The 20,973-nt window shown below is 43.7% G+C and carries 16 protein-coding genes; 6 read left to right on the forward strand and 10 right to left on the reverse strand.

All coding sequences use genetic code 11. From position 1 onward, the window contains the following. The first annotated feature begins 112 nt into the window (after window positions 1-112). Both B3763_RS03995 and B3763_RS04000 read left to right on the forward strand, forming a co-directional pair. Complete coding sequence (locus tag B3763_RS03995) at window positions 113-526, forward strand: hypothetical protein (RefSeq protein WP_189629147.1); 414 nt, start codon at window positions 113-115, stop codon at window positions 524-526. Further along, entirely contained in the window at window positions 523-969 is a 447-nt protein-coding gene (locus tag B3763_RS04000; protein WP_286743929.1) for a DinB family protein, read from the forward strand. Before B3763_RS03995 ends, B3763_RS04000 begins: the two co-directional genes overlap by 4 nt. Here B3763_RS04000 and B3763_RS04005 read toward each other — a convergent pair. Beyond that, window positions 966-2,459 carry a DUF5723 family protein gene (locus B3763_RS04005; RefSeq protein WP_286743931.1) on the reverse strand — a complete coding sequence of 498 codons (1,494 nt, stop codon included), beginning with the start codon at window positions 2,457-2,459 and terminating at the stop codon, window positions 966-968. The genes B3763_RS04000 and B3763_RS04005 overlap by 4 nt on opposite strands. A 558-nt stretch (window positions 2,460-3,017) precedes the next feature. On the opposite strand from B3763_RS04005, the gene B3763_RS04010 reads away from it, so the two are divergent. From B3763_RS04010 to B3763_RS04020, 3 genes are read left to right on the forward strand one after another with little or no spacing between them, the layout of a single operon-like run. Beyond that, a complete protein-coding gene (locus B3763_RS04010; protein ID WP_286743934.1) occupies window positions 3,018-4,538 on the forward strand; it encodes a S41 family peptidase in 1,521 nt (506 codons plus the stop codon). Window positions 4,539-4,584: 46 nt separating this feature from the next. After that, complete coding sequence (polA, locus tag B3763_RS04015; protein ID WP_286743936.1) at window positions 4,585-7,383, forward strand: DNA polymerase I; 2,799 nt, start codon at window positions 4,585-4,587, stop codon at window positions 7,381-7,383. Between the two features lies 1 nt (window position 7,384). Beyond that, window positions 7,385-8,335, forward strand: coding sequence for a pyridoxal-phosphate dependent enzyme (locus B3763_RS04020; protein WP_286743937.1), 951 nt, complete (start codon window positions 7,385-7,387; stop codon window positions 8,333-8,335). A 27-nt stretch (window positions 8,336-8,362) separates the two neighbouring features. Here B3763_RS04020 and B3763_RS04025 read toward each other — a convergent pair whose 3' ends face one another. The 9 genes from B3763_RS04025 to B3763_RS04065 form a co-directional block, all read right to left on the reverse strand. Further along, window positions 8,363-8,812, reverse strand: coding sequence for a hypothetical protein (locus B3763_RS04025; RefSeq protein ID WP_189629153.1), 450 nt, complete (start codon window positions 8,810-8,812; stop codon window positions 8,363-8,365). A gap of 84 nt (window positions 8,813-8,896) precedes the next feature. Further along, complete coding sequence (locus tag B3763_RS04030; RefSeq protein ID WP_286743969.1) at window positions 8,897-9,430, reverse strand: RNA methyltransferase; 534 nt, start codon at window positions 9,428-9,430, stop codon at window positions 8,897-8,899. Between the two features lie 127 nt (window positions 9,431-9,557). Then, a complete protein-coding gene (locus B3763_RS04035) occupies window positions 9,558-10,469 on the reverse strand; it encodes a hypothetical protein (RefSeq protein WP_189629155.1) in 912 nt (303 codons plus the stop codon). Window positions 10,470-10,655: 186 nt separating this feature from the next. Next, a complete protein-coding gene (locus B3763_RS04040) occupies window positions 10,656-11,270 on the reverse strand; it encodes a porin family protein (protein ID WP_189629156.1) in 615 nt (204 codons plus the stop codon). 77 nt (window positions 11,271-11,347) lie between these two features. Then, a complete protein-coding gene (locus B3763_RS04045; RefSeq protein WP_189629157.1) occupies window positions 11,348-12,268 on the reverse strand; it encodes a hypothetical protein in 921 nt (306 codons plus the stop codon). 24 nt (window positions 12,269-12,292) lie between these two features. After that, the gene (locus B3763_RS04050; RefSeq protein ID WP_286743973.1) at window positions 12,293-12,862 is read right to left on the reverse strand and encodes a hypothetical protein; all 570 of its coding nucleotides are present in this window, start codon (window positions 12,860-12,862) and stop codon (window positions 12,293-12,295) included. A gap of 231 nt (window positions 12,863-13,093) precedes the next feature. Beyond that, window positions 13,094-14,440, reverse strand: coding sequence for a sigma-54-dependent transcriptional regulator (locus tag B3763_RS04055; RefSeq protein WP_286743975.1), 1,347 nt, complete (start codon window positions 14,438-14,440; stop codon window positions 13,094-13,096). Window positions 14,441-14,471: 31 nt separating this feature from the next. Further along, on the reverse strand, window positions 14,472-16,877 hold the full coding sequence (locus tag B3763_RS04060) for an ATP-binding protein (protein WP_286743977.1): 2,406 nt from the start codon (window positions 16,875-16,877) through the stop codon (window positions 14,472-14,474). A gap of 140 nt (window positions 16,878-17,017) precedes the next feature. Beyond that, window positions 17,018-17,932 carry a DUF4382 domain-containing protein gene (locus tag B3763_RS04065; protein WP_189629161.1) on the reverse strand — a complete coding sequence of 305 codons (915 nt, stop codon included), beginning with the start codon at window positions 17,930-17,932 and terminating at the stop codon, window positions 17,018-17,020. 276 nt (window positions 17,933-18,208) lie between these two features. Between B3763_RS04065 and mutS the strand changes: the two genes are divergently transcribed. Next, complete coding sequence (gene mutS / locus B3763_RS04070) at window positions 18,209-20,815, forward strand: DNA mismatch repair protein MutS (protein WP_286743980.1); 2,607 nt, start codon at window positions 18,209-18,211, stop codon at window positions 20,813-20,815. Window positions 20,816-20,973: the final 158 nt, after the last annotated feature.

Genomic DNA, 20,973 nt, shown 5'->3' on the forward strand with positions numbered 1-20,973 from the left:
CTTGTAAGAAATGAGAAGCGGTTTTTCATAGGTTAGAAGGTTAAGCTTAATATTGTAGCGGCTTATCGCAATAAGTCTTCAACAATAAGAATGGACATAAGTTATATAATCGATGGAAACACCACAAAGATTATTTCCACACTGGATGAGAGGCCTGCTTCTGGCTGCAGCAGCGTATAATATTTTATGGGGAGTGTTTATTGGATGGTTCCCTCAAACCTTTTTTCAATGGGTGGCCGAAACCGAAGCGGTGGCACCTTCTATTATTCGTTGGCAGGGTAGAGGTGTTTTGGCCATGGCACTGGTATATCTTTTATGTGCCATACACCCCGGCAAACTTTGGTTTTTGGCGGCTTTTGGTGCCCTTACCAAATTACTGGGAGCCTTGTGGTTCTATCAGGTGGTATTGGAGCAATTCTTAGGTAAAAAGGCCTTGTTTCATCTCATTATGAATGATCTGGTTTGGGTGCCATTGCTCTTCTGGATTTCCATTAGAGCCTATCAATACAAAAAAGAGAAAACATGAAAGAACGCTTTACCAGACTGTTTGAATATAACTTATGGGCCAATGGTCAGTTGGCAGAATCGCTGAGGGTGAACCCCATAGAAAACGATAAAGTGCTTAAGCTTACCAGTCATTTGGCCAATGCGCAGGTTATTTGGTTAGATAGGGTTCAGGGGCAATCGTCTACGGTTGGTGTTTGGGATGAGTACTCTCAAAAAGAAACCCTTGAGTTGTTGGAAAGATCGAGTCAGGATTGGCTAGACTTTCTCTACTCTGCCGAAGATTTGGAAGAGGTTATTGAATATAAAAACTCAAAAGGGCAAACCTATGAGTCGCGTATCGAAGACATTCTGAACCATGTGGTAAATCATGGTACCCACCATAGAGCTCAGGTAATGCTCTTGCTGAGACAAGAAAATATAGACCCGCCCGCGTTAGACTTTATCTTCTACGTGCGCAGCTAGAAGAAGATAAACTTTTTGCGCTTATAAATAGGGGTGCGCTGCTTTCTTACCATGGCACTTCCCACACGCGAACTTCCAAAACAATAAGGCTTTCTGGCGTTGGCTTTCAGCTGGCTGATGGAGATGCTAAAGAAAAAACCGGCCGAGGTTTTCTCTTTCTTAAAGAGTGTTTCTAAGGTATGAGTGCCAATGGTGAATGGTCCATAACGAGCTGCCAGCCCCACTTCGGTGTCGTTGCTAAAGTTGTACATTATGGGAAGGTACACTCCATAAAGCCCCGTTTCGTAACGAGGTGTTAGCATAAGGTGATTGATATACGATACTCGAAAGTCTGCCGGCATAGCCCAACTCAAATCGGCCAAAGCAGCTGCATTAAAGTAAAAATTGTTGCCAAAGTTGTAATCGTAATTTAGTCGCAGGGCGGTCGGTAAACTCACAGTGTATGTGCCTGTAACATCGGTAGTGGTTAAGTAATTTTCAAGACTATTGCGAAAAGCTCTAAAACTTGTCACTCCGGTGAACAAGCTGTTGAAGTCGGCACTGTTTGCATTGGGATTAAGTCCGGTTGTTGCAAAAGAAGCTGAGCCATAGTCCATGGTCATTGTGCCTATGTCGGTGATGCTGGCACTTACTCTGAATTCATAAGTAATGTCGGGGTGTAGGCTTGTGCCTGAGGCACTCTTGGGGTCGGCTCTAAAGGCAACCCGTTCATAAACCAGACCTATGTCTGCCCCGCTCAGTTTATAACCTGTGCCTTGGGGAGGAATGCGCATGGCATTAGTTCCGTCAAAAGGTTCATAACCGTCAAGGTTGGCAGAGTAGCCCGCGCGTAGGTTAAATCGGTTTACGTCCAGTCTACCATCCGCCAATACATCATAGTCTGCACGTTCTAAAACTGCCCAGGCATGGCCCATGGGGTTTACTGCCTTAAGAGTAACACCCAGTTTTATGCGATTCACCCCGTCATCTCTGAGTAAGCCTCCATAAGTAAAGGCCAGTTCTTGCCATGTGGCCGAAGAAAAATTCAATTGTTCATTCAGGTAAGTTCGCCCGGTGTATTCAGGTGAGTTGAATCGGTTTATTTGTGCAACAAAATTGGGCGATATTTCGGTGCCGTTCATTACGCTTCTCACATTGTAACGAATACCCACGCCTCGCTTGCGGCTCAACGAAAGCAATACAGAAAGTCCGCCAAGACTGGCGTTTCCTTTCACATATTTTGTTTCGGTATCATCGAACCGAATAAGCCGAATGGCTCCTTCGGAGTTTTTAGCAGTGTGGGCAATGTTGTTGGCGAGGTATATATTGCCATTCACCAGATTAAAATCGTATTTGTAAGGCGAGTTGGCTACTGAAGCAGGCTGCTCCCCCAAGCCCAATACTCCCGAAAAATCTGAAGTAAAAAAGCCATTGAACTGTTGAGCCGAGAGCCTTTGAAAACAAAAGGTTGTTGATAAACAGAGACTTATGAATAGGCTAAAATGTCGCACTTACCGGTTGGTTTGACCAAAAATAAGCGATGAAAACTAAATTTTTTTTCATTCTCAACACATTTGGCATTTGTGAATCTTTAACGACTAAAACAACAGGGTCTTCTCTCTAACACCAAATAAAATTCCACTAAATAAGAAATGTTACATATTTTCTATTTATGGGTAAGTTTAGTTATTGTCTTTAAAATGCATAAAAATGTATGTCAACGACCGTATTTTTTGTACGAAATGCGTTTTTCTGTATCTTTGTAACACTTTCACTTACCACCTAGAGAACTCCTTCTCACAGTAAAACTTCCCTTAGACTACTTTTCCAAACAACCTGAATCGAACTAGCGACTACGCTTTGGCGTGCGCTCATAAGTATTTTTCCTACGCCCTGATATCAGGGTGACAAGTAGGTGTTTTACGATCGAACTAAGTAAAATACCCAAAATGAATGACCAGTAAATCGCTCTCATTATAGCGAGCCTTTACAGGGAATTTTAGGCTGTTATGGAACGCACCTTACAGCCACTTGAACATCGCCCTGATGACCAGTCAACAGGGTTAACGATGAACAAGAAATTGCTTAGTAGCGCATTCCTTTTAGTGCTGATCGGCATTGTGTCGGTTGTACCCGTATCCCTTTTTGCCAACAACAACTTAGATCGACTCCTATCCCGCGAAGCTGCAGCTGAAGATATTGAGCTTTATTTCAGCATAATTGATCAGCAGCATGGGAATCCATACCAATACATTTCCCGAAAGGAATTCAGACAATTGGTCGATGAAACCATTGCCCGCTTGCCTGAGTCCATCCCCTACAAAGAGTTTGACGTGTTGCTTACGCAGCTCAACAATAAAATCAGATGTGGCCACACTGTGGTAAGCCTAGACACTGACTTCTTAAAGAGTGCCACTAACCTTGCTCAGTTTTTTCCTTACCCGGTAAGAATTATTGAGGGCAGGTATTTCATCGATTTTGAAGATGGCGATCTACCCCTTGGGTCTGAGCTTATTTCAATTAATGAGCAGGCTATTGCGGGCATGACCGAGCAACTCAGTGCACTTACGGTGACAGACGGCTTTAGTTCGACCAAGCCCATTAGAGAAATTGAAAGCCGTTTTGGCTACTACTTCTTTTTAAAGTATGGAGCTGCCAGTAGTTTCATGGTTACATATAAAACGCCCAATGGTTCTATACACCAAGCCGAAATTGCGGCCATAGAGGGAAATCGTATGCTGGCCAATAATTACTACAGACCGGTGTACAAACAACATGAGAGATACTATCACTTTACACATTTAGATGCGATCGACTCCCTTCAGACATTGGTGCTCACCCTAAATACGTTCCAGGCTAACCCTGACTGGTTCTATGAGAAACTGGCATCGCGATACAACGAGGAGACCAAAGAGTTCGACTTTGAAAACCTAGTGATCGATTTACGATTGAATGAGGGGGGCGATCGCAGAATATTAAACTTCCTTTATGAATTTATTGGAGGAGGTCAGCTAAACGATCCGTCAAAAACGGTGGTTAGAAACCAAGATATTGCCCTGGCAGACTATCTGGTGGGTATTAACGGGTCTAATAGTTCGGCTGAAGTGATTGCCAAGGCCGATGCTTACCTGAAGCAGCATTTTACCAATGCCACCGAAAAAGGCTTTGAAGGTGAGGTTCAAAACTGGCACAATACCTTCGATCTTGGTATTCACTGGAAAGGAACGGCATTTAAAGGGCAAATTTATGTGCTTACTTCAGGCAAAACCTTTTCTGCGGCTGCAGACCTTGCCCGAATTTTGAGCGATATGCCCAATGTTACGCTGGTTGGCGAAGAAACAGGCGGTGGTCATAAAGCCCGTACGGCCAACATGCTGCTCAATTATAGCCTGCCCAATACCGGAGTAAACTTGCAGGTGCCTGTCATATATGAGGAATTCCTGAACGTTTCTAATCAGTCTACTGGCCGCGGTACTTTCCCCGATCATTTGGTAACCCAAACTTATGAAGACTTGCTGGCCAAAAAAGATACGGCCTTCGAGTTCACCCTTCAACTAATAGGCCAGCGAAGCTCGTTCGGCACGAATTAGTCAGAAACATTTTCCTGACTTAGCCTGAATAATTTACCTTTATGGAATGAGTAAACCCGAGAAGACCCTCTTCTTGCTCGATGCTATGGCGCTTATTTACCGAGCCCATTTTGCATTTAGCAAAAACCCTAGAATTAACTCAAAAGGACTCAATACAGGAGCTCCTTTTGGCTTTACCAACAGCCTGTACGAAATCATAGAAAAACGAAAGCCAACACACATTGGTGTAGCTTTCGATACCAGTGCCCCAACCTTTAGACACAAAGAGTACAGCGAGTACAAAGCTCAGCGAGAGGAAACCCCGGAAGACATAAAGATTGGGACACCTATTGTTAAAGATATAGTAAGAGCTTTTAACATTCCCGTGCTGGAACTTGACGGTTACGAAGCCGATGATGTGATAGGTACGCTAGCTAAAAAAGCAGCCAGAGCAGGGTTTGAAGTATTTATGATGACCCCCGACAAGGACTATGGGCAACTGGTGGAAGAGCATATTTACTTATACAAACCTGCTTTTATGGGTAATGGGGTAGACATAATGGGAGTACAGCAGGTTTTGGATAAATGGGATATTGAACGGATTGATCAGGTTGTAGATATGCTTGGCCTGCAGGGCGATTCTGTCGATAACATTCCGGGCATTCCGGGCGTTGGGCCCAAAACTGCTTCCAAGTTGCTGAAAGAATACGGATCAATGGAGGCCATTATTGATAACGCGGCCGATATAAAAGGAAAGCTCGGAGAAAAGATTGCCACTTTTTCAGAACAGGGTCTGCTTTCGAAAAAACTGGCCAGGATTAACATTGAAGTACCCATAGCATTCGATGAGAAGGCCTTGGAATATACCGGACCCAATGTAGATAAGCTAAAGTCCATTTTTGAAGAATTAGAGTTTAGAACAACCCTAAAGAGAATATTGGGCGAGTCTACCGGAACAACCGCCAGACCAAAACCAGTGGCTTCAGAACAAATGGCTTTGTTTGGAGAGGCTCCCCCTCTAATGGAAAAAGAAGTGCCGATTGTAGAAGAAAAATTGAACATTTCTACCACCCGCCACCACTACCACCTCATAGATACACCCAGCCTCAGAAAGCGCCTGGTGAATTACCTCCTGTCCCAGCCAGAGTTTTGTTTCGATACAGAAACAGACAATCTGGAGCCTATTGAAGCTAATCTGGTAGGGCTGGCCTTTGCCTACAAAACCAGTGAAGCTTACTACGTGCCAACTCCTGAAGACAAAGAAGAGACCCGTGCTATTTTAGAGGAATTTAGACCGGTATTCGAAAACCCAGAGATTGGTAAGATTGCGCAGAATGCCAAGTATGATATACAGGTGCTCAAGAACTATGGTATTCAGGTAAAAGGCAAAGTCTTCGACACCATGATTGCCCACTACCTTATTGACCCGGACACACGCCACAACATGGATGTGCTGGCCGAAAACCTACTCAACTATACCCCTATTTCTATTACCGAACTCATCGGTAAAAAGGGTGTGAAACAGGGTAATATGAAAGATGTAGCTGTTCATAAGGTGGTGGAGTATGCGGCAGAAGATGCAGACATAACCCTACAGCTTAAACATAAACTCGCTCCCGGCCTAAGTGAGGGGCAACTACAAAAGCTGTTCGATGAAGTAGAAATGCCTCTCATGCATGTGTTGGCCGAGGTAGAATATAATGGTGTGAAAATAGACACGGAGGCCCTTGCTGCTATGTCTAAAGAGCTGGAAGAAGCCAGTGCCATCGCTCAAAAAGAAATTTTCGAAATGGCCGGGGAAGAATTCAATGTAGCTTCTCCCAAGCAGTTGGGTGTGGTGTTATTCGAAAAACTTCAGTTGGTTGAAAAGCCCAAGAAAACCAAAACAGGACAATATGCCACTGGCGAAGATATACTTTCCAAACTGGCTGTAGAACACGATATTGCCCGTAGGATTCTTGAATTCAGAGAATATCAGAAACTAAAGTCTACCTATGTAGACGCTCTTCCTAACATGATTAGTCCGGTAGATGGTCTTGTCCATACCGACTATCGACAAGCCGTGGCGGCCACCGGAAGGCTAAGTTCCAACAATCCCAACTTGCAAAATATCCCCATCCGTACAGAAAAAGGAAGGGAAATACGAAAGGCATTTATTCCTCGTTCGCAAGACCATGTACTAATGGCGGCCGACTACTCGCAGATTGAACTTAGAATTGTGGCCGCATTTGCTAAAGATAAGAGCATGATTGAAGCCTTTAGGTCAGGAAAAGATATTCATGCAACCACCGCCAGTAAAGTTTTTGGTGTGCCACTAGAGGAGGTAGACCGAGACATGCGTAGAAAGGCCAAAGAAGTAAACTTCGGGCTCATATATGGTATTTCAGCCTTTGGTTTGGCACAAAACATTGGCATATCCCGTACAGAAGCTCAGGAAATTATTACCGCTTATTTCAATGAATTTCCGGGAGTAAAGGAATATATGGATGCCCAGGTGAATAAGGCCAGAGAGTATACGTACGTAGAAACCATTTTAGGCAGAAGAAGGTATCTCCGCGACATTCATTCAAAGAATATGACGGTTAGGGGCCATGCCGAAAGAAATGCTATTAATGCGCCCATACAAGGGAGTGCAGCCGATATGATTAAAATTGCCATGATTAATATTCATTCATGGATGAAAGAAGAAAAGCTGAAATCTAAAATGATTATGCAGGTGCACGATGAACTGGTATTTGATGTTCACAAAAGCGAGCTTGACTTAATGAAAGAGCGAATACCTGAACTTATGAAAAACGCTATGACCTTAGAGGTTCCTATGGATGTTGAGGTAGGCGTAGGAGAAAACTGGTTAATAGCACACTAGCATGGCAACATTTAATGTATCGTGGCAAGATATTGAGCAGGCCCATGAGCGGGTTAAGCCCTATATTCACCGTACACCGGTGCTCAGCTCAGAAAGTATTAACACTATAGTAGGTGCAGAGCTTTATTTTAAATGTGAGAACTTTCAGAAAATAGGTGCCTTTAAAGCACGAGGAGGGATAAACGCTGTTTTTTCACTACCCAAAGAACAACGTTCCAGGGGGGTTGTCACGCACAGTTCGGGCAATCATGCCCAAGCCATTGCTTTGGCAGCGAAAATGGCCGGTGTACCAGCTTACATTGTTATGCCCAAAACCGCTCCGCAGGTAAAAATTGCGGCTGTAGAAGGCTATGGAGCTCATATTACACTTTGCGAGCCTACTCAGGCATCGCGCGAAGAAACTTCTGCACGAATTCAGAAAGAAACAGGAGCCGTATTTATTTCGCCATACAACGACTTTAAGGTTATTGAAGGGCAGGCCACTTGTGCCAAAGAACTTCTGGAAGAATTGCCCGAATTGAACACCTTAATAACCCCGGTTGGTGGAGGAGGCCTGCTGGCCGGAACCGCATTGACTGCGCACTACCTGAATGAAAAGGTAGAAGTATTGGCCGGTGAACCGGAGGGAGCAAACGATACGTATCTTTCTATGCAAAAGGGAGAGCTTGTGAGAATTGACGCACCGAAAAGTATTGCCGATGGACTTCTGGCTACTATGGGAGACAAGAATTTTGAGATAATTAGGCCTCTTGTAAAGCAGATATTGGTGGTTTCTGATTCAGAAATAATTGATGCAATGCGGATGATTTGGGAGCGAATGAAAATTGTCATTGAGCCCTCTTGTGCAGTTCCTTTTGCTGCCATCTTAAAAAATAAAGAACTGTTCGAAGGTCAAAAAGTGGGCGTCATTCTTACCGGAGGCAATATAGACCTAGGGAAGCTGCCCTTTTAATTAGGGAGTATACAGGAATGCCAGAGGCTATTTTACCGGGGCATAGGGATTAATCTCTTTCAGTTTTTCTTCTAAAGCACGCAGGTCTTTGAGTCGTAGCCAACTCACTTTTATTCTGTGCTTTCTAAGTTTCTCCTCCTCATCAAGCACGTTGAGGCCAATGTGAAGATGGTCTGTTTCAAAGTAGCTATCGAAGTTGTATTTGGTAACCACCAGCGAGTTTCTTTTTTTGGAAAAGAGCTTTTGCGTATTAATAACCACTCCGCCATCGGCTTCTGTAGCATGCACATATACGGGCCAATTGACAAATGAAGACATAAAGCCAAACAATGGAGCAAATGCGGCAAGTAAAATGAGTCGTGGTAAATCAGGAGCTATAATAAAAGTGTAAACAAACATGAAGAGCACAAAAAGCCCGTAGAAATAGAGCAGATACTTAAACCGGTTTACTCTTCCTTTGTTGTTAATGTCTTTCATAATGGGTTAGTGTTATATAGCCAATTATAGCATATAAATACGGTAATATTATGAGCAGTCAATACAAGCACTTTTGCTTGGGGGTCAGGCTCGCCTTACTTTGCTGAGGATGTCCCACAAAACCACCCCAATACTAACGCTTACATTTATGGAATGTTTAGTGCCGAACTGAGGGATTTCTAAACACAAATCGGCCGATTTAACAATGCTTTCTTCTACACCAAATACCTCATTGCCAAAAACAAGAGCTAGCTTTTCGTCAGGCAGAGGGCTAAACTCATTTAGCAGCATACTTTGATCTGCCTGCTCAACGGCTGCAATGCGATAGCCCGCTTTTCTCAAGTCTTCACAGGCCTCATTGGTGGAGCTAAAGTATTTCCACTCTACCGAATCAGTAGCTCCCAGTGCCGTTTTATGGATTTCGCGGTGTGGTGGTTGGGCGGTAATTCCACAGAGATAGATGGCCTCAATAGCAAAAGCATCGGCCGTGCGAAAAGCAGACCCCACATTGTGCATGCTTCTGAGGTTGTCCAAAACCAAAACTATGGGGTGTTTGGGTAGTTCTCTAAAGGTTTCTATATCGGGTCTGTTGAGCTCCTCGTTACTGATTTTTCGCATGATTCAAAAATAGAAAAGATTTTGGAGCCCAGGAGAGCCAGACTTACCCTATCAATAGGAGAAGCCCGACTCTCCAGCCGGGCTTCGTGTCCCGAAAAGGGTTTCGGGATCAACACCAACCAACAACTCAAATTTTCTTTGATATCACCAGGTATTTGCTAACCTTCCAGAAGCGCTCAGGATCGGTTATCTCCAATACCTTTTCGGCTTCAGATTCTCCCGGCAGTATTTGGTAAGATCCTTCCGGATGGCTGCTCACCAGGTCGAGCATAGAGGCTTCAATTCTAAGGCGTTGCAGGTTTCTCCGGTCCACGGTCATAAAGGCAGCTTCATCGGCTTCTTCCTGAAGTTTCCAGGCCTTGCCAAATAAGCCCAGAAAACCACCTTCTTTCATTACTACTCCTTTGGCTTTTAGGTCTTCGTATGTACCAATGGCGAGGTAGCTTTTGTTGAGCTCATTGTTTTGAGCGGTGAGCTGCTTTACCTCTAACGATCGCTGTTCAAGGTTTTCCAACTGGGCGTGTATAGTGCTGTGGAGTGAATCTTGCTCAACAATAAGTTTTGCAAGCGACTCATCTTTTTTACTGAGTTCTTCTTTTAGCGAAGCTATTGTTTCAGAACGTGTGCTGAGTTCGGCTTGCAGGCCTGCAATTCGTTTTTCAAAAAGCCCTAGTTTTAGGTTAGCGCTTTTGGCTTCATCCTCGAGCTGGCGTAAGTCTTGCTTCGACCGAAAGATAAGATCATCAATCATGCTAATCTGCTTAAAGATTTTTTGCGGATTGCGCTTATCGAGCTGGTCGGCATTGTGCTGCTGAACAAGCCTTTCTCTCTCCAGGATATCACCTATCTGTCCTTCCACCTTATCATAGAGGGTCAGGATGTCGTTAAATGCCAATTCTTTCTGCATTATTTCCGCCTCCAGTTCGGTGTATTGGTTGGTGAGCACTTCTTTTTTTTTGGATACGGAAGATATTCCGAACCACATGGCTATGGTAAGGGCGCCTAGCAGTACCATGCCTACTTTCATTGTTTGTTTCATCTTGCTTTTATTTAAAGGGTTCAAAAAAATTCACTACGATTTCCGTTTTCGGAATGTGATGAAACTGGGGTTAAGGGTTGGTTGTTGGTGGTTTGGGTTATGGTTAGTGTTGCACAAAAGCGCCCGGCTTACCCCGTTAAGGTGGAGGCAGCGCCACCGTAGGCGGCTGTTGCCTCCTGTGCTTGTCTACTTAAAACCTAAACCTAAACTCAGCGTTAATGCAGAGTTTTTAGCGTCTTCAGTGGCTTCTCCTGCAAAGGAGCCGCTACGACCAATTTCTCTCATACCATAGTTGTACCTTAGCGAAATGTGGCCTCCGTTAAAGGTGTAGGCCAGTCCTAGCGCGGCACCATAGTCGAGTGTATTGAAATCGTCCCTGTCTAATTCCGTGATTTGGTTGATGTTGCCGTTGCTGTCTACATCTTTTACATTGGCACTAATGAGGGCGGCAATGTAGGGTCCGGCATGGAGGTCTAGCGAGCCGGCTTTGGCCGATAGCATGACGGGAAGTTTAATGTAGTTGAGGTTGAACCTATAAGTGCCACTTCCCTGAAAGAAGTTGTTGTAATAGGCCGATGCCCCTTTCTGGCTGTAGAGCAACTCGTGTCTAATGCCCACATTGCCGGCTAAATCCCAGCGATTGTAAAGGCCCAGGTTCAAACCTATTTTGGCATTTTCATCGTCTACATTATCTATGTATAGGTTAGACATGTTCGCTCCTATAACAAAGCCTCCCTGGGCTTTTAAACCGATGGTAAGGAGCAACATGGGTACTATCAATAAAATATTTCGCGTTTTCATGGTTGTTATGTTTTGGGTTGTTTTAGGTGAGTGCCGACCCGTAATGACCGGGTCGGCACCGATCTATTGTTGAGGAATTATCCTTTGGTAGTAACTACCAGGTAATTCGAAATCTCCCAGAATTTTTTGGCGTCTGTCACCTTCAGGTATTTTACGTTTTCGTTGATTTCATCCTGCACAATGGTGTAGGAATCCTTAGGGTGTTCGGTTACCAGTTCAAATTTGGAAGCATCTATTTTGAGCTCAGAAAACTCTCTTATGTCAGTTTCAACAAAGTCTTCTGTGTTGGCTGTGGCCTTTAAGTCAATGGTTCGGCCAATCCATAAGAAGCCTCCTTCTTTATCAACAAGCCCTTTTTCTTTTAGCTCTTTGAAGGTGCCTACTGCGTAGTGCACTTTGTTAAGCTTGTTGTTGGTGTCATTGAGCAATTCAATTTCTCTGGTTTGCTCAGCAATAAGCTGTTTTTGGTCTACCGTTTGAATCTGTATAGAGTCGTACTTAGAAGAGATCAGCTCAATCTGTTGATTTTTGCTGGCTACTTCGGCTCTCAACTGCGTAATGGTTTCTTTCTGAACATCGAGCATGTCAGAGAGCTTATCGATCCTGTTCTGGAAGGCATTGAGTTGCACATTGCTCTTTTTTAGCTGAGCTTTCAGGTTCTGAATAGAGGCATTCGACTCCTTTACCAGTTCGTCAATTAGCTGTAGTTCTTCCAGCAGTTGGCCCTCCTTCTTTTTTCCTTCTTCACCGGAAGTACTCACCACCAGGTTTTCTCTCCTTGAAATTTCAGCTACTTGCTCTTCTGCTTTGTTAAGCATTCCAATCAACTCATTGTATGTTGAGTCCCTCTCAGCCAGTTCTTGCTGAATAGTTTCTATCTGGCTAGACTGCTGAGCAATTTGCTCATCTTTCTTCTTGCTACAACTGCTGAGCACCACAGCTCCGGAGAGCATCAGTGCCATGGGCAGTTTTATTTTGTTTAACATTGTCTTTTTCATGGTTATGCGGTTTTATGGTTTATTCTAGAAGAATACTTTTACTCCAAATCCGGGGTCAATTCCAAAGTAGGCATTGCCCGTAGTGGCTACCTCAAAGAATGGCTTAATGTCTAAGCTCAAAGCCAGCGGAGTTTGAGGAATCATCAACTCAAGGCCCAAAATAAAATCTACCCCCAGGCCAAAGGCATCATCTGCATCGTCAAACCGGTTGCGATCTACCCCGAGGTTTGAATCGGATTGGAAGACAGCATGGCCACCAAAACCGTAGTAAAGCTCCAGGTAGTCAGAGTCGAATGGCGCTGCATATTTTTCGGCCAAACCGGTAATGCTGAACGAGTTGTTGCCAAATCCAAGAATGGCCTCGAAGGCATTTCCTTTTGCATTAAAATGCTTGTAGGTGAGCCCGGTAGTACCCACGGCTCTAATACCCAGTGCGTTGATGCCGTAGTTATTGACTACTTGCAACATGGGGTCTCGGTATATCACAGAGTCTTCAGGTTGTGGGTCGGTAGCGGCATTGAGTTTATTGGTTGTACTTACTAGCGCCATGATCATCACGGCAATTCCAAGTATGGTTAATGTTGATTTTTTCATGGTTTTATGTTTTTAGTTCATTTGGTTGAATGAGGCCTGAGGCTGTTGAGTATTTCGGTTTTGTTTTGGTTTTGCGCCAGTGCGCTCATTCATTTGCCTTTGATTATGCCAAAATGAAACCAACAATAGAAACCGATGTAACTAACTGATTTACAGTAGTTAATGATGATGATAAATAAAAAAGCCTCTACTTTTGAGAGGCTTTTTATCAGTTTGACAAAATTTTTGAGATTACATCTCCTTGAGCATACGGTAGATGGTGGATTGTCCTATGTCTAGTTTTTGAGCGACTAGCTTAATGTCGTCATCATAGGTTTGTAGGTAGTGCTTTACAATTTTGAGGTTGTACTCTTTCAAAGTCATTTCTTCACCGGAGAATTCGGCAATGATATCTTTTGTTCCGAAAGAAATGTCTTCGGCCTGAATGGTGTCGCCTTCGGCCATTACCACCGAAAGCTCTACTACCGATTTTAGTTCGCGAATGTTGCCGGGGTAGCCATAACCCATAAGCTTTTTGCTAGCTTCAGAGGAGAGCTTCTTTTCAGCCATATTATTTTCCTTACAGAAGGCCTTAATAAAGTGCTTGGCCAGCAACAAAATGTCTTTGCCTCGTTCGCGCAATGGAGGCAGGTTAATGGTAAGTCCAAACAATCTGAAGTAAAGATCTTCTCTAAAGTTGCCTTCTTTTACTTCGCTCAGCAGGTCGCGGTGAGTAGCGGCAATTATGCGGCAATCAATTTTAATGGTGTCTTTGCCACCCACACGTACAATTTCGCGTTCCTGCAGTGCCCGAAGTATTTTGGCCTGAAGGGTTTTATCCATTTCGCCCATTTCATCAAGAAAAAGGGTTCCTCCCTTGGCCTGTTCGAATTTACCTATGTGTCGGCTGGCGGCTCCTGTAAAGGCTCCTTTCTCGTGACCAAATAGCTCACTTTCTGCCAATTCTTTTGGAATGGCACTCATATTTACCGCCACAAAAGGATTGTTTTTACGGTCTGAATTGTAGTGAATAGCCTTGGCTATTACTTCTTTACCGGTACCGGTTTCTCCATTAATAATTACTGAAATATTGGTAGAGGTAGCTTTTTGAAGCAGGTGGAAGACTTTCTTTAGGGGTTCACTTTGCCCTATTATTGATTTCTGAAAGTCGTACTTACCCTGTACTTCTGTCTGAAGTTCTTCAATGCGCTCTTCCAGGTCGGAGCGTTCCCTAATGTGTTTAATCACATTGTGAAGTCTCTCTTTAATGTCTTTGGTTTTGGTAATGTAATCGAAGGCTCCCGACTTGAGCAGGCTGACGGCCGTTTCAATTTCGCTCTGCTCACTAATTACGATCACTTTGGTGTGAGGAGAAATGCTAAGCACCTGCTTGAGGAGGTCTTCTCCATTAATATCGGGCAGGCGATAGTCTAGTGTAAGTACTTCGGGCCGCTCTTTCTTTACGGCTTTCAGTAGCGAGGTGCCATCTTCAAAAGCTGTTACCTTAAAATCGGGGTTAAGCTCCAGGGTGTATACCAAAAGTTTCCTGTACCAATCGTCATCATCGACAACATAAATGGAATAAGAACTGCTGTTCATCGCTAAAAAGTTAGTAGTTAAAAGTAAGGTCTTAAACCTGGCTTTCTAAGTCTTTTTTTATCTGCGAGTAGATTTCTTCTACAATTTTAATCTGCTCATTGATTTCTTCGAAGCTAGCCTGCTCTGCCATGCGCTGTAGTTTTTCTATAGATGACACCAGGCTGTTGGCACTGAGGTGTCGGGCAGGCGGAAGCATTTTATGGGCCTCTTCTTTAATGCTCGACCTTATTTTGAGGTCTACGGCTTTGTATAGGTTTCTGATGCTTTTGGCAGCGCTAATTTTAAAAGTATTCACCATTTCGGTTACAAAATCTTTGTCTCCAATGCTTTTTAAGGTGCTAAGATCATAAAGACTTTGTCCGTTCATATGCTGTGAATGTTGAATGCCGTTGCGGGTTTTGGTTTTTTGAGCAGTAAGTTGGTGTACGGCTTCAAGAAACTCGGCTTCATCGAATGGTTTACGCATAATATGGTCGAAACCAATCTTTTTACTCATTAGGCGCTCTTGGTCAGAAATAGTGGCGGTAAGTGCTAGGGTTGGTGTTTTTTGGTTGGGGCCATCATTTTTTCGAAGCTGTTCCACCACTTCAAAACCGCTCATGCCCGGCATTTTCACATCGAGTATGGCAATATCAAAAGGCTGCGAAAGTAAGGCTTCTAAAGCCGACTGCCCGTCATTGGCCAAAGTAAGCTCTACCTCATGACTCTTGAATACCGCTTCGAGTAGTTTTAAGTTGAAGGGCTCATCGTCTGCTATGAGTATAGTTAATTGCTTCAGGTGTATTTGTGGTGTTTTGGCCTTATCTTTTTTGGGAGTCAGAGCCTCGCCAATTTCATAAGGAAGGTAAAGAATCATTTCAGTGCCTTCGTCTACCTTGCTATCGATGTCTATACTGCCGCCATGCAGGTTAACGAGCATACTGGTAATGGCTAGCCCTAGCCCGGTGCCCTGTCTTTGGTCGCTTGCCTGGGCCTGTTCAAATTCTTCAAATATTTTCTGCTGTTTTTCTTTTGGTATGCCCACACCGGTATCTTTCACGCTAATTTTAAGGGTCACCTGCTTGTCGGTCTTTTGTTGGATCGAGGTGCTTAGGGTAATAGAACCACTGTCAGTGTATTTTATGGCATTGTGTACCAGGTTGGTAATCATTTGCCGTAATCGGTGAGGGTCACCATTCACATATTTGGGTACTCCTTCAAACTCAGATTTTAGTTTGAGGCCTTTGGCCGATGCTTTGTCTTCGAAAATGCGGATTACTTCCAGCAGAGTAGCTCGAACATCGAAGAGTTCTTTTTCTAACTCAACTTTATTGGCCTGGAGTTTAGATAGGTCCAGTATATCATTGAGCAGGTGAATGAGGTGATCTGAAGAGTTTTTTACTACCTCTAGCTGATCGCGTTGCTCGGGCGACATATTCGATTTAAGAAGCTGATTGGTGAAGCCGGCAATGGCATTCATTGGGGTTCTTATTTCATGGCTCATATTGGCCAGAAAGCGCTCCTTGGCATGCGCTAACTCTTCGGCATTGCGCTTGGCCGATCGTAAGGCCTGTTGGTATTTTCTGTTTCTGGCCAGGTAGTTTACTTGGGTTACAATGGTAATGAGCAAAAGAATGCTAGTGAGTGCCGAAAAAACTACAATTTCCTGGTTGGTGGCTTTAGCCAGAAGCTCCACATTTTTCACGTTTTGTTGGTCTTTCTCTACTTCTATGGCTTCCAGATTGTTAATGAGCGAAACAATTTCATTCTGTAGCTGAGCCGACTCCTGGCTGAGATTGGCCAGTCTGTTTTTGAGGGCATCGCCCTCGCGGCTGCTTTGAGACTTGGCATTGGATAGTTCAGCTAAAATTTCTTTTTGCAAACGTTCCGATTGGCTGGGACGTGTGGTAGTATGTTGTTGATTTTTTTTCTTGCCAAAAATTCTGCCCAAGAAACGTTTCTTTTCTTCGGGTATGGTGGCCGTGTCATCTTCGGCCAATGTTTCGGGTAGTTGTGCAATTTTCTGGGTTAGGTCATCTAAAGTACTCTCAAGAATATCTGAGTTTAGTGCCCCTATTTGGGTTTGCACCTTGGCCCACTGACCTAGCAGGCTGGATAAGGAATCATAAAGGCCTACGACTCTGTTGTCGTCTATGGTTTCTTTTAAAGAGTCTATAAGGTATAGGCTCTCATCGAGCGCGGTGTTGAACGATCTCATATGATTCGATCGGGAGTCCACTCTGTAGGCATCTATGTTTCTTTCCATTTCATTGATGTAGAAGGACAACTCGTTCAGGGTAATCAAATTATAATTGGGCTTGGCACTCTCTTCCAGTGTATCTACCATGGTGTTGAGTTTAGTATAGGCTTTATAACCCATAAAGAGAACCACTACCGTAGTTACGGGAAGCGCGATATTAACAATCCAGGCGAGTGTCCTTCTCTCAATAATTTTCATAGGAGGCTAAATAAGTAGAAGGTCTTTTAATTAAAAAGTGACGTTTGTAACTTATTTAACTCCTGGCCTGAACTATTGTTATCGACTATTGAAAAAAAGACCCTGACTGAGCAGGGTCTTTTGGGTTTATGTTCTATGGATTAGAATATGTCAATTAACAGGCTGGTAACTGATCGGGCTTTTACATTGAAGGCCGACATTACACTACCGTTGATCTCAACTTCTACTTTGGTAGACGATTCAAACTCTACCTCGTTGTTCAACTGGTTTTCTTTGTACTTAGCTACAATCAGCTCGTACTTACCTTCTGGCATAAAGGCCAGCGTAAAGTTACCGGTGGCAGTGGCTACTGCACTGTTAATAGATCCTTCAAATCTGGTTCTACCTTCAGCTGGTTCATTTTGCTCAGCCTCGTTGTAGGTTCCTTCAAGGTAGGCATATACTACTACTTTGTCAGCATCCTGCATGTCGTCCATATCTACTTTACCCTGAATTGAACCGGCATTGGCTTTAGATACCAGTCTGGCAGTAGGTCTTAGCTTAAAGTCGCCATTTCCTTCTTTAACCAAAGCTTTTCTAAGGTCAACGTCTAATACAATTTCAGAAAGTCCGTTGGCCAATACTTCAAAGTCTCCAAAGATTTTGTAACCTGAAGTTGATCCGCTAGGCACAGAAATCTGCTTGGTGGTATTGTCAGTAAACTCTACCCAGGCTTGAGAGGTGCTGTTCAAAATTAGTCGTACCTCATCATAGCTTCCGGCATCCAAGTCAGTCTGTCCTAAGAATTTGGTTTGCCCGTTCTGATAAGCCATTAAGTCGAACGTTTCAGGCTCTTCGAAAGTAATTGTGTTTTTTACTTTTCCATTGGCAATTACCTGAAGTTCATCTACCGAAAGGTAAACACCTGAAATATTCTCAGCATCTACTGCTGCATCTGTAGCTTCAAAACTGGCCGAACCAGTTCCACTCATTTCATTATCATTGTCATCGCAACTCGTCAAGACAAAACCTGTGGTGACAATAAGTGCTGCAATTAATGTTTTAATAGTTTTCATCGTTTTGGGTTTTTAGTTTCAAATTGTTGTGCCAGTCTTATTTCTAAACTGATGCCATTGATGTAAGTAATTGATATTCAGTGTGTAAAATTTTCGTATTCCTTTGTTTTTCTATCATTGAGAGAAATTCTCTTTCATTTTGAAAAAGAAATTGAGGCGGAAAGCGAACTGTACAGGAAACTGTTGGCAAATGAGTACACTGAGCCCTAGTAAGGCAGAGGGAATTTTCTATTTTTGAGTTTTCAAAAAGTCAACCACATAAGCATTTCTTACCCTATGGCTTCATCCAAATCTGCTAAGGAAACACCGTTGATGAAACAATACAATGCCATTAAGGCGAAGTATCCGGGTGCACTGCTATTGTTTAGGGTGGGAGATTTCTATGAGACCTTTGGAGAAGATGCCGTAAAGGCCAGTAAGGTGCTTGATATTGTACTCACTAAAAGAGCCAACGGTGCGGCCAGCCATATTGAGTTGGCCGGGTTTCCACATCACTCCCTCGACACGTACCTTCCAAAGCTGGTGAGAGCCGGCAATCGGGTAGCTATCTGCGATCAGCTAGAAGACCCCAAATCAGTTAAAGGCATAGTAAAGCGTGGCGTAACAGAGTTAGTAACTCCGGGGCTATCCTTCAATGACAATGTGTTGGAGCAAAAGCGCAATAATTATTTATGCTCCCTGTTTTTCGGAAAAGACCAGGTGGGTGCCGCTTTTCTCGATCTTTCTACAGGAGAGTTTCTAACCGCTGAAGGAAGTGCCGGATACATCGATAAACTGGTTCAGGGCCTTATGCCTTCAGAGTTTATTTATGCCAAAAATCAAAGAACCCAGTTTGAGGCTCACTTCCGGGACGACTACAATACCTATACTATAGACGACTGGGTATATGCCTTCGATTACGGCTATGAAAAGCTAACCAACCACTTTGGCACTAATAACCTGAAAGGCTATGGAATTGAAGAAATACAGTTGGGTATTGTGGCTGCCGGAGGCATCTTACACTATTTGGAAGATACAGAACACAAAGAGGTAAGCCACATTGCCAACATTAGCCGCATAGAGGAAGACAAATATGTGTGGCTGGATAAGTTCACCATTCGCAATCTGGAACTCATACATCCGCAACATCAGGGAGGAGTACCGCTGATTGATATTCTGGATCATACCCTTACCCCCATGGGGGGAAGGCTCATGAAGCGGTGGCTGGTTTTGCCTCTCAAAGAGCGCAACAGAATTGAAGAACGTCTCTCGGTGGTCGATGCATTTTATGAAAATCCGGAACTGCGCGACCAAATAGCTGAACACCTTGAGCAAATCAACGATTTGGAGCGGCTGATTTCCAAAGTAGCGGTTGGACGCATCAATCCGCGCGAAATGCTGCAGTTGCGTAAGTCGTTGGAGAACATAGCTCCTATCAAGGCCTATTTGGAAAACACAGGAGTGAAATCGTTGGAGCGTCTGGCCGACCAACTTCAGCCCTGCCAAAAACTGGTAGATAGAATTGTGGCCGAGGTAAAAGATGATGCCCCCATGCTCATGCATCAGGGAGGTATTATTAAAGAAGGAATAGACAAAGAGCTTGATGAACTACGCAAAATAGCTTTCAGCGGAAAAGACTATCTCATCCAGATTCAGCAAAGAGAAATAGAAAACACAGGAATAAGCTCATTAAAGATTGCTTACAATAAGGTATTTGGCTATTACCTGGAGGTGAGCAATACTCACAAAAGTAAAGTGCCGGAAGGGTGGATTCGCAAGCAAACACTGGTGAACGCTGAACGGTACATTACCGAAGAGCTGAAAACCTATGAGGAAAAAATTATTACCGCAGAAGACCAGTACAAAGTCATTGAACAACGCCTTTTTCAGGAACTGGTTGCTTTTGCCGGAGACTATGTAGGGCAGATTCAACAAAATGCACGCTTTATTGCCACATTAGATTGTCTCATTTCATTTGCTATAGTGGCCCGTCAAAACAACTATTGCCGCCCCGAAATGAGTGATAAAATGGTGATTGATATTCACGAAGGACGTCACCCTGTTATTGAGCAGCAATTACCCGTGGGAGAAAGCTATGTGCCTAACGATGTTTCTCTGGATGATCATAATCATCAAATTTTGATTATCACCGGGCCCAATATGGCGGGTAAGTCCGCTTTGCTTAGGCAAACCGCCTTAATTGTACTTATGGCTCAAATGGGAAGTTATGTGCCGGCCAGCAAGGCCAACCTTGGTATTACCGATAAGGTATTCACGCGGGTGGGAGCCAGCGACAACCTTTCTAAAGGGGAATCTACCTTTATGGTAGAAATGACCGAAACAGCCAGCATACTTAACAACCTTTCTAACAGGTCGCTGGTGCTCATGGATGAGATTGGGCGTGGAACCAGCACATACGATGGTATATCCATTGCATGGTCCATAGTGGAATATTTGCATAACCATGAAAAGTTCAAACCCAAAACTCTTTTCGCCACACACTACCATGAGCTGAACCAATTAGAGGAAGACTTTCCGGCCATTAAGAATTACAATGTTTCTGTAAAAGAAGTGGGCGATAAGGTAATCTTCATGAGAAAACTTAAGCGTGGAGGTAGCGAACATAGTTTTGGTATACATGTAGCCCAGATGGCCGGAATGCCCAATCAGGTGGTCATTCGGGCAGCAGAAATCATGCAACACCTAGAAAAGGATAAGATTCGGAATAAGAGTGACGAGAAGATTAAATCCATTCCTAAGAACAATTATCAAATGACACTTTTTGAGGCTGACCCGGCATTTACGGAGATTAAAGAGATTCTGGAGCAAACAGATATCAATACCATTTCGCCAGTAGAAGCCTTGTTGAAGCTGAACGAGATAAAGGGTAAGTTGAAAAAATAATTTTTTTTGAGATAGCCGTTGCATATTCATAACCCTTGGTTAAATTTGCACTCCCAATCGCGAGAAGAGCGGTTCGATGGATTGAAATAATAAGCGAGAGTAGCTCAGTTGGTAGAGCACAACCTTGCCAAGGTTGGGGTCGCGGGTTCGAATCCCGT

The sequence above is a fragment of the Roseivirga sp. UBA1976 genome (genome assembly GCF_002336325.1).
GTDB lineage: Bacteria > Bacteroidota > Bacteroidia > Cytophagales > Cyclobacteriaceae > Roseivirga > Roseivirga thermotolerans.

Excerpts from the sequence above, each read along its gene's own strand:
- B3763_RS03995 (WP_189629147.1), top strand. The coding sequence starts at position 113 with ATGGAAACACCACAAAGATTATTTCCACACTGGATGAGAGGCCTGCTT.
- B3763_RS04000 (WP_286743929.1), top strand. The coding sequence starts at position 523 with ATGAAAGAACGCTTTACCAGACTGTTTGAATATAACTTATGGGCCAAT.
- B3763_RS04010 (WP_286743934.1), top strand. The coding sequence starts at position 3,018 with ATGAACAAGAAATTGCTTAGTAGCGCATTCCTTTTAGTGCTGATCGGC.
- polA (WP_286743936.1), top strand. The coding sequence starts at position 4,585 with ATGAGTAAACCCGAGAAGACCCTCTTCTTGCTCGATGCTATGGCGCTT.
- B3763_RS04020 (WP_286743937.1), top strand. The coding sequence starts at position 7,385 with ATGGCAACATTTAATGTATCGTGGCAAGATATTGAGCAGGCCCATGAG.
- B3763_RS04025 (WP_189629153.1), bottom strand. The coding sequence starts at position 8,812 with ATGAAAGACATTAACAACAAAGGAAGAGTAAACCGGTTTAAGTATCTG.
- B3763_RS04030 (WP_286743969.1), bottom strand. The coding sequence starts at position 9,430 with ATGCGAAAAATCAGTAACGAGGAGCTCAACAGACCCGATATAGAAACC.
- B3763_RS04035 (WP_189629155.1), bottom strand. The coding sequence starts at position 10,469 with ATGAAACAAACAATGAAAGTAGGCATGGTACTGCTAGGCGCCCTTACC.
- B3763_RS04040 (WP_189629156.1), bottom strand. The coding sequence starts at position 11,270 with ATGAAAACGCGAAATATTTTATTGATAGTACCCATGTTGCTCCTTACC.
- B3763_RS04045 (WP_189629157.1), bottom strand. The coding sequence starts at position 12,268 with ATGAAAAAGACAATGTTAAACAAAATAAAACTGCCCATGGCACTGATG.
- B3763_RS04050 (WP_286743973.1), bottom strand. The coding sequence starts at position 12,862 with ATGAAAAAATCAACATTAACCATACTTGGAATTGCCGTGATGATCATG.
- B3763_RS04055 (WP_286743975.1), bottom strand. The coding sequence starts at position 14,440 with ATGAACAGCAGTTCTTATTCCATTTATGTTGTCGATGATGACGATTGG.
- B3763_RS04060 (WP_286743977.1), bottom strand. The coding sequence starts at position 16,877 with ATGAAAATTATTGAGAGAAGGACACTCGCCTGGATTGTTAATATCGCG.
- B3763_RS04065 (WP_189629161.1), bottom strand. The coding sequence starts at position 17,932 with ATGAAAACTATTAAAACATTAATTGCAGCACTTATTGTCACCACAGGT.
- mutS (WP_286743980.1), top strand. The coding sequence starts at position 18,209 with ATGGCTTCATCCAAATCTGCTAAGGAAACACCGTTGATGAAACAATAC.